This is a genomic window from Arthrobacter sp. U41 (genome assembly GCF_001750145.1).
Classification (GTDB): domain Bacteria; phylum Actinomycetota; class Actinomycetes; order Actinomycetales; family Micrococcaceae; genus Arthrobacter.
Genome location: NZ_CP015732.1, coordinates 1,862,768 through 1,876,930 on the forward strand (window position 1 = coordinate 1,862,768; position 14,163 = coordinate 1,876,930).

At 70.0% G+C, this 14,163-nt stretch carries 9 protein-coding genes; 3 read left to right on the plus strand and 6 right to left on the minus strand.

All coding sequences use genetic code 11. From position 1 onward, the window contains the following. Nucleotides 1-4 precede the first annotated feature (4 nt). Nucleotides 5-1,006: an RluA family pseudouridine synthase gene (locus tag ASPU41_RS08685; RefSeq protein WP_069950589.1), complete on the minus strand. Its 1,002-nt coding sequence runs from the start codon at nucleotides 1,004-1,006 to the stop codon at nucleotides 5-7. Between the two features lie 220 nt (nucleotides 1,007-1,226). Between ASPU41_RS08685 and ASPU41_RS08690 the strand changes: the two genes are divergently transcribed. Together ASPU41_RS08690 and ASPU41_RS08695 are read left to right on the plus strand one after the other, a co-directional pair. Continuing rightward, the gene (locus ASPU41_RS08690) at nucleotides 1,227-1,886 is read left to right on the plus strand and encodes a winged helix-turn-helix domain-containing protein (protein WP_069950590.1); all 660 of its coding nucleotides are present in this window, start codon (nucleotides 1,227-1,229) and stop codon (nucleotides 1,884-1,886) included. Further along, nucleotides 1,879-2,571 (plus strand): ATPase, encoded by a 693-nt coding sequence (locus tag ASPU41_RS08695; RefSeq protein ID WP_069950591.1) that lies wholly within the window; start codon nucleotides 1,879-1,881, stop codon nucleotides 2,569-2,571. Before ASPU41_RS08690 ends, ASPU41_RS08695 begins: the two co-directional genes overlap by 8 nt. A gap of 22 nt (nucleotides 2,572-2,593) precedes the next feature. Here ASPU41_RS08695 and yczR read toward each other — a convergent pair whose 3' ends face one another. Next, nucleotides 2,594-4,108 (minus strand): MocR-like transcription factor YczR, encoded by a 1,515-nt coding sequence (gene yczR / locus ASPU41_RS08700; RefSeq protein WP_069950592.1) that lies wholly within the window; start codon nucleotides 4,106-4,108, stop codon nucleotides 2,594-2,596. A gap of 61 nt (nucleotides 4,109-4,169) precedes the next feature. Here yczR and yczE point away from each other — a divergent pair, with 61 nt between their 5' ends. After that, complete coding sequence (gene yczE, locus ASPU41_RS08705; RefSeq protein ID WP_069950593.1) at nucleotides 4,170-4,802, plus strand: membrane protein YczE; 633 nt, start codon at nucleotides 4,170-4,172, stop codon at nucleotides 4,800-4,802. 36 nt (nucleotides 4,803-4,838) lie between these two features. Here yczE and ASPU41_RS08710 read toward each other — a convergent pair whose 3' ends face one another. The 4 genes from ASPU41_RS08710 to ppsA form a co-directional block, all read right to left on the minus strand. After that, nucleotides 4,839-5,717: a DNA-formamidopyrimidine glycosylase family protein gene (locus ASPU41_RS08710; protein ID WP_069950594.1), complete on the minus strand. Its 879-nt coding sequence runs from the start codon at nucleotides 5,715-5,717 to the stop codon at nucleotides 4,839-4,841. Next, nucleotides 5,710-10,779, minus strand: a complete 5,070-nt coding sequence (locus ASPU41_RS08715; RefSeq protein ID WP_069950595.1) for an ATP-dependent helicase — start codon at nucleotides 10,777-10,779, stop codon at nucleotides 5,710-5,712. The genes ASPU41_RS08710 and ASPU41_RS08715 overlap by 8 nt, the downstream gene beginning before the upstream one ends. 77 nt (nucleotides 10,780-10,856) lie before the next feature. Further along, nucleotides 10,857-11,492, minus strand: a complete 636-nt coding sequence (locus ASPU41_RS21995; RefSeq protein WP_083266431.1) for a DUF4232 domain-containing protein — start codon at nucleotides 11,490-11,492, stop codon at nucleotides 10,857-10,859. Nucleotides 11,493-11,749: 257 nt separating this feature from the next. Beyond that, on the minus strand, nucleotides 11,750-14,149 hold the full coding sequence (gene ppsA / locus ASPU41_RS08725; RefSeq protein ID WP_069950596.1) for a phosphoenolpyruvate synthase: 2,400 nt from the start codon (nucleotides 14,147-14,149) through the stop codon (nucleotides 11,750-11,752). Nucleotides 14,150-14,163 lie beyond the last annotated feature (14 nt).

Here is a 14,163-nt window from a genome sequence, read left to right on the forward strand (position 1 = left end):
CTGCCTAGCGGGCCTCGCTGAGTTCCAGCCCGCTGCGGTATTCCACCGGCACCCCGGTGATGGGGTCCACGAAGCGGATCCCGCGGGCGAGGAGCTGGAGCGGCTTCGAGTAATCGTCCGGCGCCTTGTCCAGCAGTTCGGGGTAGAAGGCGTCGTTGACGATCCCCAGCCCCAGCGAGGCCATGTGCACCCGGAGCTGGTGGGTCTTGCCCGAGTGCGGTTCCAGCCGATACAGCGCCCGGCGCGGGGTGGCGCCGTCGGATCCGGTGTTGGCACCGGCGGGCGTTTCCGGTGCGGGAACGTCGACGCCGCGCGGTGTTGACTCGGGCCCATCAAGGGTCCGCAGCCGCTCGATCCGGGTCTCGGCGTTGGGCTCGCCGTCGATCACCTCGGCGAGCAGGTAGCTGCGGGACTTGGTCATCCGGTTCCGGACCACCGCGGGGAATTCGAGGGCGGGGTGCCCGGGCGCGGGCTCGGCCGCGGCCACACACTCGTATTCCTTCTGGACCTGGCGCTTCTCGAAGAGCACCTGGTACCTGCCCCGGGTCTCGGGATTTGTGGAGAGCAGCAGGATTCCGGCGGTCATGCGGTCCAGCCGGTGCATGGGAATGAGGTCCGGCAGGTCCAGCTGGTTCCGGAGCCGCACCAGCGCCGACTCCTGGATGTAGGTGCCGCCGGGGGTGGTGGGCAGGAAGTGCGGTTTGTCCACCACGAGGAGGTGCTCGTCCTGGTGCAGGATGTTCAGTTCCAACGGGATCCGGATTTCCGGCGGCAGCGTGCGGTAGTACCAGATGAAGGTGTGGTTCCGCAGCGGGGTGGCCCGGTCCAGCGGAATGCCGGCCTCGCCCACGATCTCTCCGGCGTCAAAGCGGTCCTCGATACCCTGCGGGTCGATGTGGCCCCAGCGGTGCATCATATAGTCCATCGCGGTGTCCCACGGGCCCTCGTCCGGGAGGCGGAGGCGGGTCGCGTTGACTCCGTCGCGCACGGGGAGGGGGGATTGCATCACCGGTCCATTCTACTTTGCCGGTCCCGCCGCGCTCTTCGCCCCGGCCGAGGGGGGGTGGCCGCGCCGCGTGGGTTGGTCCGGGGTAGCCGGAAACTTGCCGGCTCGCCGAAAGCTTCCTCGCGATCCCGACGTCTTCCGGCGATCTCGGCGCAGGGGCTCCCAACCGACGGTAAAAAAGTTCTTGACAAATAAAATCGTCGGTAGCGACACTTAAAGCATGTTGGACATCGAAGTGATCGAAGACCCGGCCGCGGCGGAGGCGTCCCTGGACCCCATCCGGACCCGCATCCTGATGGAACTCGCCGAGCCCGGGTCGGCCACGCAGCTCGCCGCAAAAGTGGGCCTGCCGCGGCAGAAGGTCAACTATCACCTCAGGGCCCTGGAGCGGCACGGGCTGGTCGAACTCGTGGAGGAGCGCCGGAAGGGCAACGTTACGGAGCGGATCCTGCGTGCCAGCGCGGCCTCCTACCTGATTTCCCCGGCAGCACTGGCCTCCGTGGCTCCGGATCCGCACAGGTTCTCGGACCGCTTTTCGGCCTTCTGGCTGCTGGCGCTCGCCAGCCGCATGGTCCAGGAAGTGGGCCAGCTGATCGCCGGTGCGGCCGCGGCCAAACAGAAACTCGCCACCTTCGCGATCGACGGCGAGATCACCTTCCGCACCGCAGCGGACCGGGCCGCCTTCGCCGAGGAACTCGGCGTCGCCGTGACCCGGCTCGTGGACAAGTACCACGACGGCGGACCGGAGGCTTCGGGGGCCGGAGCCGCCGCGGGCGTCGGGCGCCGGCACCGCCTCGTCGTCGCGCTTCACCCTTCGCTCAAGACACCACGCAAGGAAAATCCCACAAAAACATCAGCTAGGGAGCAGGACAATGACTGACAAGCGGAACTTCGAAATCACCGTGGACACGGAACTTCCCGCCACCCCGGAGCGCGTCTGGGAGGCGGTCACCAAGAACGAAGCCGGGTGGATGTTCCCCACGGACCAGTGGCCTGCCGTGCGGCCAGTGGAAGACTACCCCCGCCACGTGGTGTCCCGGATGGAGGGGGCGGACGGCTGGTTCAACCAGCTGGAGCACGTGCTGGAGCCGCTCGACGGTGGACGCGCCCGGCTGCACTACGTCCACAGCGGCATTTTCGCCGAGAACTGGGACCAGCAGTATGACGGCGCCAGCAAGCACACCGAGTTCTACCTGCACACCCTCGGCCAGTACCTGAAGTACTTCGACGGCAAGCCGGTGGTCTTCACCGATGTCCAGGCTCCTCCCGCGTCGGCGACGCCCGACGGGTTCATCCGGCTCAAGAAGGCCATGGGCGTTGAGGGGGCAGCGCCGGGCAGCACCGTGGAGCTGGAGCTCGACGGCGTCGGGAGGCTCTCGGGCGAGGTGGACTTCGCCAACGAGAACTTCCTGGGCCTGCGCAGCGCGGATACGCTGTACCGGTTCTTCGGGCGCAATGCCTTCGGCGCCACGGTCGGCATGACGGTCCACGACTTCAGCGGCAGCGGGAACTCCGAAGCCACGGCGAAGGCTTGGGGCGGCTTCCTCGAGAAGGTTTACGCCTAGGAAGTCCTTCAGCGCTGTCTGGTCAGGCGATGGCCGCTGCGGGCGGGGCTCCGAGGCTGCGCCGCAACTGCGGGGAAGCCTCCAGCCTGTCCTGGGCAGACCGCAGCGCCGCCACCGCGGTTTCGAGCTGCTCCGGGGGCAGTGTGAACGGCACCCGGAGGTGGTGCTCGAAGGCGCCGCCGGTGCCGAACCGGGGCCCGGCTGCGAGCCGGATGCCGAAGTCCGGTGCCACCACGGCAAGTGCAGTGCTGATCGGCGCCGGAAGGCGGCACCACACGGACAGGCCGCCCGCGGGCCGTTCGACCTGCCAGCCCGGCAACCGTCCCGCAATAAGACCCAGCAGTGCGTCCCGGTTGTCCCGCAGGCCGGCCAGCCGCCCAGGGAGCGGCTCGGAAAGCGCGTTGACCAGGTGGGCCGCGGCAAGCTGTTCCACCACCGGACCGCCGAGATCCATGGTGGTGCGGGCGGCGGCGAAACGCTGGATGAGGGATTCCTCGGCCCGGATCCAGCCCGTCCGCAAACCGGCCCAGTGGGACTTGCTGAGGGAACCGATGGAGACGATGGCGGGGCTGAAGGCGGCCATCGGCGCGGAGGCGACGCCGTCGAGGTTCAGCTCCCGCAGTGTCTCGTCAACGACGAGGACGGTGCCCGCAGCGGCGGCGGCGCGGACCAGCCGGCGCCGCTGGGAATCGGACATCAGCCTCCCGGTGGGATTGTGGAAGTCCGGGACCACGTAGGCCACTGCCGGCCGCTGCTGCGCCAGTGCGGCTTCGATTGCCTCCAGGTCCCAGCCCGGACGGGTCCCGGTTCGGGCGCCCGAGCGTGCGTCCGCGGGGGCTGCGGGCATGGCCACCGGCACCAGCCGGCAGCCCGCGGCCCGGATGGCGTCGATCGCGTTGGGGTAGCTGGGATGCTCCACGAGGACCTTGTCGGACCGGCCGGCCAGGGTGCGCAGCACGATGTTCAGGGCGTGCTGTGCGCCGGAGGTCACGAGGATCTGCTGCGCCGTTGTCGGCACTCCGGCCGCCGAATAGTGGCCCGCGACGGCCTGCCTCAGAGCGTTCACGCCCAGCGCGTCGTAGCCGAAGCCGGGCAGCAGCGCCGGCAGCTCGGTCAGGGCGGAGGCGAACGCCCGGTGCACCACCTCACCGCTTGCCGGCAGCGAGGCATAGGCAAGGTCGAGGATTCCGTCCGGAGCGGCCAGGCCCGGAGCCCCGCTGAGATCCGCCCCGGCATTGCCTCCCCGGCCGCCGCGCGGACTGGTCTGCGGGATCCGCGTCCGGCCGCGGCTGCCCTGGCCGCTGCTGAGGAAACCCTCGTCGCGCAGCAAGGAGTAGGCGGCGGTGACGGTCGTCCGGCTGATGCCGAGCGTCGCGGCCAGCGCCCGTTCGCTGGGCAGTGCAACCTCCAGCGGCACGCGGCCGTCAAGGATCAGGAGGCGGACGACGTCGGCGAGCTCCCGGTAGGCGGGGGCGGCACCAAGGTTCCATTCGCCGAGCAGCCGGGCGAGCGAACTGGGATTCAGGGATCCGGACATGTGGCCAGTATTTCAAACTGGCTATGGGATGCAAGGCCAGTTTTCCGGGAGGATGGGGGCCATGATGACCCGCAGGCTCCTTCAGCTCCTTATCGGCCTCGCCATGTACGGCGTATCCCTGGCCATGTTCATCCGCGCCGGACTCGGCCTGGACCCGTGGGACGTGTTCCACCAGGGACTCGCGGTCAAGACCGGGCTGAGCATCGGCACCGTTGTGGTGATCGTCAGTTTCCTGGTCCTGCTGCTGTGGATCCCGCTGCGGCAGTGGCCGGGCATCGGAACGCTCTGCAACGCCGTGCTGGTGGGCGTCTTCGCCGACGTCGGTCTGGCCCTGATCCCCGAGATCTCCCACCTCGGCGGGCAGGCCGGCATGCTTGTCGGGGCCATCCTGCTCAACGGAATCGCCTCCGCCTGCTATATCGGGGCCCGGCTGGGACCGGGTGCCCGGGACGGGCTGATGACCGGGCTGGCACGCCGCACGGGCTGGTCCGTCCGGACGTCCCGGACCGGCATTGAAATCGTGGTGCTGGGCGCGGGATGGCTGCTCGGCGGCTCCGTCGGCATCGGGACGGTGTTCTACGCCCTGGCGATCGGTCCGCTGGTGCAGCACCTGCTGCCGCGCTTCACCGTTCCGGAGCCGAACAAGCCCGAACTCCCGGTGGCGGCAGCCGATCCGGTCGCCGCCGCACCCTGAACCGCCGCACGCTCAGCCGGAGACCGCGCCGCGCCCTTAGCCGCCGCCTTCACCCTTAGCCGGGCCCGGCGGCTGGCACGTGGGGCAGTAGTAGATGTCCCGTTCTTCCGCACCGGTGGCCCGGGCGAGGACTCCGCGCCGCACCGGCGTTCCGCACTTCAGGCACGGCTGGTGTTCGCGCCGGTAGACCCAGTAGCCGGGCAGCCCCGAGGTCCGGCCCACGGCCATGCCTCGCGGATTCAGGACGGTGGTCCGGCGCCCCGCCCCCAGGTTGGCCTCGAGCAGGACTTTGGCGTCGGTGATGATGGCCGCCACATCCGGCACGGCCGAGACGGGCGCGGCCGGGTGCACTCCGGAGAGGAAACAGGCCTCGCAGCGGTAGATATTGCCGATCCCCGCGAGGTTGCGCTGGTCCAGCAGGGCGATGCCGATCGGGACCTCCGGCGCGGCACGGATCCGCCGTTCCGCCTCGGCCAGGTCCCAGCCAGGGCCCAGCAGGTCCGGACCAAGGTAGCCGACGATGGAGTTTTCCTCCGAGGTGCGGACCACTTCGAGGATGCCGAGGGAGAACCCGACAGCGTCTGCCGCGGCGGTGCGCAGCACGCAGCGGGCGGTGAAGCCCGGCTTCCGCCAGCGGCCGCCCGGAGGGTAGACCTGCCAGGTGCCTTCCATCTTGAGGTGGGAATGGATCGTCAGCCGGTCCGGTTCAGCAGGGCTGCCGTCACCGGGCCGTGCCGGGCCCTCCAGCCGCATGAGCAGGTGTTTACCCCGCGGAACGACCTCGGTCACCGTCCAGCCGCCCAGATTGAGGGTGGCGAACCGCGGCACCCGGAAGTCGGAGAAGATGAGCTGCTGGCCGGCCAGTGCGGCATGCAGCTGGGCGGCCGCGCGGAAGACCGAATCGCCCTCAGGCACGGATCCTCAGCCCCTTGGGTGTGGAGTAGGCCCCGGCGTGGGCCAGGGCGGCGGCGACCGGCGTGTCGAGGATGCCGTGGCCGTTGACCTTCTCCATGATCAGTTTGTCGACCGCGCCCCGGGTGACGACTCCGACCAGGGCCGCGCCGGCCGCGGCGAGGACCTCCGGGTCCTCGCTGAAGGCCAGCAGGGTCTTGCCGCCGCGTTCCACATACAGGACCAGGGCGCCGTCGACCAGCACCACCAGGGCCCCGGCCTTCCGGCCCGGGCGGTGGCCTGTTCCCGCTTCGACATTCAGGGCCGGCCACGGCAGGGCGGCGCCGTAGGGGTTGGCGGGGTCCGTCGCGGCAAGGGCCAGCGCCACGGGTTCGGGTTTGTGCAGCTGGGTGTCCTCGGCGTAGGAGCGCAGCCGGTCCACGGTCGCGGGGACGGCAAATTGTGCCGCGCCAAGGTGTTCGATGAAGTAACCGCGCCGGCACCCTCCCGCCTCCTCGAGCCGGGCCAGGACTTTGTACATCAGGCCGAAACCGCCCAGGATGTTCTCCGCCATGACCGAACCGCGGGTGACCACGCCGTACCGGTCCAGCAGGAGTTCCGCGGTGGCCCGGGCATGGATGGTGGCATCCAGTTCGGGTGCGGGCAGGGCGGACCAGCGCCCGGCGGCCAGCGGGGGAGTGGGCGCCGTTCCGGTGCCGGAGCCGTACCGCCCGCCGGTCAGCCCGGGGGATCCGAGCAGACCGGTCCCGTGGGAGCGCCCCAGCCGGCTCAACCGGGGGGCCCGCGCCCGCGGCGCGCGGGCAACCTGCCGGTGCGCCGTGTGGCCGCCGGCAATCATCGCCCGGACCGGGGCGAAGGTGTCGCCCGTGATCCGGCCCGCCCAGGCGAGGTCCCAGAGCGCGGACACGACGTCCTGGTCGCTGAGTACGGAGTCCATGCCGCCGGCGACCGCTGTCAGTTGCCGGAAGAAGTAGCCGCCGCCGTTGTTGCGCAGGTGGTCCAGCAGCCGCTGCTGCGCGTCGCCGGGCTCGAAGTCGATTGCCGGGTTCAGTGTCAGCTCGGCCGAATCGGCCAGATGCAGGCTGACCCAGCCGTCGTTGCCGGGGAGGGCGCCTGCGCCGGACCAGAGCACTTCGCCGGCAGCCATGAGTTCATCGAGCATGGCGGGCTGGTAGTCGGCCACCCGGCTAGCGAGGATCAGCGGTTCCCAGGCGGAGGCCGGAACGGGCACCCCGGAGAGCTGGTCGACGGCCGTGATGATCCCGTCCAGTCCGCGCAGCGCCGACTGCCCGCGTTTGCCAGGGACCCGGACGTTCTGCCAGGCCGGCAGGAAGCGGCCGTAGGCGGCGGCATCCACGGGTTCGACCTCGGCGCGCAGCGCGGCCAGCGAGCGCCGGCGGAGTTTGCGCAGGACTTCGGCATCGCACCACTCACTGGCCCCGGCCAGCGTCGGGGCTGCGGGGACGGCGTTGGCCTGCGGCGCGCCGGAGCCTGCGTCGCCGTCGTCGGTGTCCGGAGCGGGGGCCGGCGGAGGTGAGGCATGCGGGCGGAACTCGCCCTCCACCACCCGGCCGTCCGCGGCGAGCCGCTTCAGCGCGGTGCCGACGACGGCGACGCCCAGACCCAGCCGGGCGGCCGCCTCGGCGGAGGTGAAGGGCCCATGGGTGCGGGCGTAGCGCGAGACGAGGTCGCCGAGCGGATCAGCGACCGGTTCAATGAAGGCCAGCGGCACACCCATCGGCAGCGGGACGCCGAGGGCATCGCGCAGGCGGGCGGCATCCTCCACCGCGGCGTAACGCTCGGCACCGCCGACGTTGACCTTGATGGCGCGGTTGGCGCGCTGCAGCGCCACCAGGTGCGCGGTGGCATCGGCGACGGGGGCTTCGCCCCCGGGCGCCGGCGCGGCATCCGGAGCCTCGACAAGCCCGGCCGCCGGTGCGGTCTCGGCTGCCAGTTCCAGCCGGGCGGCGACTTCCTCCGGGGTCAGCGGGCCGAGCAGGCGGAGCAGGTCCGCGACGCCTTCGAGCCCGCGCACCTTCCGGTCCGGGGCGAGCCGCTGCAGCTCCTGCTCGGTGGCGTCAATGACCTTGGCGTCGAGCAGTTCGCGCAGCTCGACCCGGCCCAGGAGCTCGTTGAGCAGGGTCGAATCCAGCGCCAGCGCGGCGGCCCGGCGCTCGGCCAGCGGGGAGTCGCCCTCATAGAGGAACTGCGCGACGTAGCCGAAGAGCAGGGACTTGGCGAACGGCGAGGGCTGCTGGGTGGTGGTCTGCAGGATCCGCAGCTCGCGGCGCTCGATGGACGCTGCGATGTCCTTGAGCGCCGGAAGGTCGTAGACATCCTGCAGGCATTCGCGGACAGTCTCAAGGACGATCGGGAAGGTGGGGTACTTCCGGGCGACGTCCAGCAGCTGGGCGGAGCGCTGGCGCTGCTGCCAGAGGGGCTGCCGTTTGCCGGGGTGCTGCCGGGGCAGGAGCAGGGCCCGGGCGGCGCACTCGCGGAACCGGGAGGCGAACAGCGCGCTGCCGCCGACCTCCGCCGTCACGATCTGTTCGAGTTCCTCCGGGTCGAACATAAACAGTTCGGCCCCGGGCGGCTCGTCCTCCATCATGGGCACGCGCAGCACGATGCCGTCGTCGGCGGCCATCGCGGAGCCGTCCATGCCGAAACGCTGATGCAGCCGCTGCCCGACGGCGAGGGCCCACGGCGCGTGCACCGGCATGCCGAACGGGCTGTGCAGCACCACCCGCCAGTCGCCGAGTTCGTCGTGGAAGCGCTCCACCACAAGGGTGGTGTCGCTGGGGACCACCTCGGTGGCCAGCTTCTGCTCCGCAAGGTACTGGATCAGGTTGTTCGCGGCAAAATCGTCCAGGCCGCTGGCTTTGCAGCGTTCCGCGGCCGGCCCGACGTCGGACGCGGACAGCTCGCGCACGAACGCCCCCAGGGCGCGGCCCAGATCCACCGGCCGGCCGAGCGAGTCGCCCTTCCAGAACGGGAGTTTGCCCGGCTGGCCGAAAGCGGGGGAGACCAGGACCCGGTCGTGCGTGATGTCCTCGATCTTCCAGCTGGTCGCGCCCAGCGCGAACACGTCACCGACCCTGGATTCGTACACCATTTCCTCGTCAAGCTCGCCGACCCGGCGCCCGCCCTTCGCCGCGGCAGCGGCCGGGCTGGCCGCCCGGCCCTCGCCGCTGGCGGAGCCCGCGGATCCTGAGCTGCCGGTGCCTTCGGTCTCGGTGCCGATGATGTAGACGCCGAAGAGCCCGCGGTCCGGGATGGTGCCGCCGGAGGTGACGGCCAGCCGCTGCGCGCCGGGGCGGCCCTCGATGGTGCCGGCGTTGCGGTCCCAGATGATCCGGGGCCGCAGTTCCGCGAACTCGTCGGAGGGGTAGCGGCCGGCGAGCAGGTCCAGGGTTGCCTCGAAGGCGGAGCGGGGGAGCGAGGCGAACGGTGCGGACCGCCGCACGGTGGAGAACCAGTCCTCCACATCGATGGAACCCAGTGCCGTGGCCGCGACGGTCTGCTGGGCGAGGATGTCCAGGGGATTCGCGGGGACATAGAGCCGTTCGATTTTGCCGGCGAGCATCCGTTCCACCGTGATGGCGGTGTGCACCAGATCCGCGCGGTGCTTGGGGAACAGTACGCCCTGGGAGACCTCGCCGACCTGGTGACCGGCGCGGCCCACCCGCTGCAGCCCGCTGGCCACCGAGGGCGGGGATTCCACCTGCACCACGAGGTCCACGGCGCCCATGTCGATGCCCAGTTCCAGCGAGGACGTGGCCACGACGCAGCGCAGCCGCCCGGACTTCAGGTCGTCCTCGATCAGGGCCCGCTGGTCCTTGGAGACCGAGCCGTGGTGGGCCCGGGCCAGGACCGGATCGGCGCCGGCGGCGCTTCCGGCCTGGGCCATCATGTGTGCCGGAGTCGCGGTGGACGTCGGCAGCGTGGAGCCGGGCAGCGCGGTCGCGCCGCCGGCCGGGGCTCCCGCCGGCACAGGCTCGAAGTCGGGAGCCCCGGCGCCAGTTTCGCCCCAGCCGCCGCCTGCGGCCATGAGCTGGCGCTCGGCGTAGATCTCGTTGAGCCGGGCAGTCAGGCGTTCGGCGAGCCGGCGGGAATTGGCGAACACAATCGTGGACTGGTTGGCCAGCACCAGGTCCACGATCTTCTCCTCCACGTGCGGCCAGATCGACGCCTGCGGCTGCAGCCCGGACGCCGGACCGGAGTCGAACGCGCCGGCCGCGCCCTGCAGATCGGACATGTCCTCCACCGGGACGGAGACCGTCAGGTCCCAGGTCTTCTTCGATGGCGGCGCCACGATTTCCACCGGCGCGGAGCCGGCGAGGAACTGCGCCACCAGCTCCTTGGGCTCGACGGTGGCCGAGAGCCCGATCCGCTGGGCGGGCTGGGGGAGCAGTGCATCGAGGCGTTCCAGGGACACGGCCAGATGGGCGCCGCGTTTGGTGCCTGCGACGGCGTGGACCTCATCGACGATGATGGTGTCCACCTCGCTCAGCGTCTCCCGCGCCTTGGAGGTCAGCATCAGGAAGAGCGATTCCGGCGTGGTGATCAGGATGTCCGGCGGGTGGCTCAGCAGCGCGCGGCGGTCCGACGCCGGGGTGTCACCGGAGCGGACACCCACGGTGATCAGCGGCGCGGGCAGGCCGAGGCGTTTGGCGGTCTGGGTGATCCCAATCAGCGGGGCGCGAAGGTTGCGTTCGACGTCCACGCCCAGCGCTTTAAGCGGCGAAATATAGAGCACCCGGGTCTGGCGCTTGGGCGCCTTCCGCCGCGTACCCTTCACGGCGTCCAGGCCGGGCAGCCCCTCGGGCTCGGCGGGGGCAGAGACGAGCAGCCGGTCGAGCGCCCAGAGGAAGGCGGCGAGCGTTTTGCCGGAGCCGGTGGGGGCGACCACAAGCGCGTGCGCGCCGGAAGAGATCGCGTTCCAAGCGCCGTTCTGGGCCGGGGTGGGCGCAGCGAAGGCACCCAGGAACCAGTCCCGGGTCGGCCGGCTGAACCGGTCCATGGCGTCGGCCGCGAGTGTCCCGCCGGCGAGTTCCTGCCCCTTCATTCCTCCATCATGCCTTAAGCCGCCGACAGGAAATGGCGGGCCGTGCGCGGGTCAGGAGCGGGTGATCGCGGCTGGCGTTACGAGGCCTGGAACACGCTAATGGTGAGCAGCTTGGTGCCGGCGTCGCTGCAGGCGTCCCTGGGCTGGGCTATAAACAGCGAAGCGGTGTCCTCCGGCGGGTAGATCCGGAAGCCGGCCGCCGGTACAACGGCACAGTCCGGGTAGTTGCGGGCCTGGGTGTACCGCAGCGTGGCGGTTCCGGCCTGGCCCGGTGCGAGCAGCACGTCGACGGCGGGGGCGGCCTCATCACGTGCCGCGGGGGCCCCGATCGGTTCGCCGTTCGCGTCGGCCGTGAGGGAGACGCCGGGATAACCCCGCAACAGGCACGGCTCAGCGCCGGAGTTTGTCAGGATCAGCGTCATGTAGACGCTTCCGGCAGCCCCGCCGCCAGTGGAATCGATGGTGCCCGTCAGGCCCGCGGCCTTGCACAATCCGGGGCCGGCCGGCGTGGACTGCGCCGGCGCGGGGGCCAGGGAACTGGGGGCACCGGTTGCGGTGGTGGCCGGCTGGCTCGACGTGGTTGCCAGCGGGGACGCCGCGGTGCTGGACGTCTGGGCCTGCGGCGTGCCGCCGCCGCAGCCGGCGAGGAAGAGCGCTGCCGCGGCTGCCGCCGTCGTGAGTACCAGTCTGTTCGTGATTCGCTGAGCCGTCATGGCACCACCTTCGTGCCCGCGGTGCCCTGAGTCAACGACGCCACGACGGCAGCGCCGGATTGATGCCCGGATTGTGATTTCCGGGCATCAATCGAGGTCAGCTACTCCTTGGGTGCGGAACCGGGAGTAGGCTCCGCCGCCCGGCCGCCGGGCAAGAAGAAGCACCCCGGTCCGAAGACCGGGGTGCTTCCAACTTTCGAAGTGGTTCCAAAGTGTGCTTCAGCACACCGCGTCAGGTCGCCGTCAGGTCAACCGGATTAGACGGCGGCGGCCGTTGCGGCCGCGCTGGCACCGGCGAGCCGGAGCCAGGTGTCCACCACGGTGTCGGGGTTCAGCGAGACGGAATCGACGCCCTCTTCGACCAGCCATTCGGCGAAGTCCGGGTGGTCGCTGGGGCCCTGGCCGCAGATGCCCACGTACTTGCCGCGCGCCTTGCACGCCTTGATCGCCATGCTCAGGAGCTTTTTGACGGCAGGGTTCCGCTCGTCGAAGCTGCCGGCGACGATGGCGGAATCGCGGTCCAGGCCCAGGGTCAGCTGGGTCATGTCGTTGGAACCGATGGAGAAGCCGTCAAAGTAGTCCAGGAACTCGTCGGCCAGCAGCGCGTTGGAGGGCAGCTCGCACATCATGACGACCTCAAGGCCGTTCTCGCCGCGGCGCAGGCCGTTCTCGGCGAGCAGGCCGATGACGCCGCTGGCCTCGTCCAGGGTGCGCACAAACGGGATCATCAGCTTGACGTTGGTCAGGCCCATCTCGTTGCGGACGAAGGACAGTGCCTCGCACTCCAGGTCGAAGCAGTCCCGGAAGGACGGCTCGAGGTACCGCGAGGCGCCGCGGAAGCCGATCATCGGGTTCTCTTCGTGCGGCTCGTAGGCGGGTCCGCCAAGGAGGTTGGCGTATTCGTTGGACTTGAAGTCGGACATCCGCACAATCACCGGCTCGGGCGCGAACGCCGCGGCGATGGTCGCCACGCCTTCCGCCAGGCGCTTGATGTAGTACTCGCGGGGGCTGTCGTAGGCGGCGATCCGCTCGCGGATCTCTGCCTTGACCTCATCAGGCTGGTCATCCAGGTTCAGCAGCGCCTTGGGGTGGATGCCGATCTGGCGGTTGATGATGAATTCCAGCCGGGCCAGGCCCACGCCGTGGTTGGGCAGCTGAGCGAAGGTGAAAGCCTGCTCGGGCGTGCCGACGTTCATCATGACCTTTACCGGCGCCTCGGGCAGCTGGGTGATTTCGGTTTCCTCGACGCTGAAGTCGATGAGACCCTCGTAGATGACGCCGGTCTCGCCGTCGGCGCAGGAGACAGTCACGTCGAGCCCGTCGGAGAGGATATCCGTGGCGGACCCTGTGCCGACGACGGCAGGAATCCCCAGTTCCCGGGCGATGATGGCCGCGTGGCAGGTGCGTCCGCCGCGGTTGGTCACGATCGCCGAGGCACGCTTCATGATCGGTTCCCAGTCCGGGTCGGTCATGTCCGCGACGAGGACGTCGCCGGTTTTGAAGGCTGCCATCTGGTCAATCGAGGTGAGGATGCGGACGCTGCCGGCGCCGATGCGCTGGCCGATGGCGCGGCCCTCGACGAGCACCTTGCTGGTCCCGTTCAGCCGGAAACGGCTCAGGCTGCCGGAGGTCCGGCGGGACTGCACGGTCTCGGGGCGTGCCTGCAGAATGTACAGGCCGCCGTCGATCCCGTCCTTGCCCCACTCGATGTCCATGGGACGTCCGTAGTGGTTCTCGATGGCGACGGCGTGGCGGGCGAGCTGCTCGACGTCGTCGTCCGTGAGGCTGAAGCGGTTCCGCAGCGAGGCCTCAACCGGAACAAAGTCAATGGTGTGGCCGATTTCGCGGTTGCTCGTGTAGGTCATCTGCAGAGCCTTCTCGCCCAGTCCCCGCTTGAGGATGGCGGGGCGGCCGGCCTGGAGGGCCGGCTTGTAGACGTAGAACTCGTCCGGGTTCACGGCGCCCTGGACCACGGCCTCGCCGAGGCCGTAGGAGGAGGTGACGAAGACGGCGTCCTGGAACCCGGATTCGGTGTCCATCGTGAACATCACGCCGGAAGCGCCGACGTCGGAACGCACCATGCGCTGGACGCCCGCCGAGAGTGCGACCTCGGCGTGCTCGAACTTGTGGTGCACCCGGTAGGCGATCGCCCGGTCGTTGTAGAGGGACGCGAAGACATCCTTGATGGCCACGAGGATGTTCTCGATGCCGCGGACGTTCAGGAAGGTTTCCTGCTGTCCGGCGAAGGAGGCGTCGGGGAGATCTTCCGCGGTCGCGCTCGAGCGGACGGCCCAGGAGAGGTCATCGGAGCCCCCGTGCTTTTCCACCAGCTTCTGGTATGAGGCCCGGATCTGCGCTTCGAAGTCCGGCAGGAAGGGCGTCTCGCGCATCAGCGTGCGGATCTCCTTGCCCGCTGCTGCCAGGGCGGTCACATCGTCGGTGTCCAGGCCGACCAGCCGGTCGGCGATTTTCTGGTCCAGGCCCGAGTCAGCCAGGAAGCTGCGGTAGGCGTCGGCGGTTGTGGCGAAGCCGTCCGGAACCTGGACGCCGGCCGAGGTCAGGTTCTGCACCATCTCGCCGAGGGAGGCATTCTTACCGCCCACCCGATCCAGATCCTTGAGGCCGAGTTCTGAGAACCACAGGATGTCTGTCGTCATGGTTGCTGCTCCTT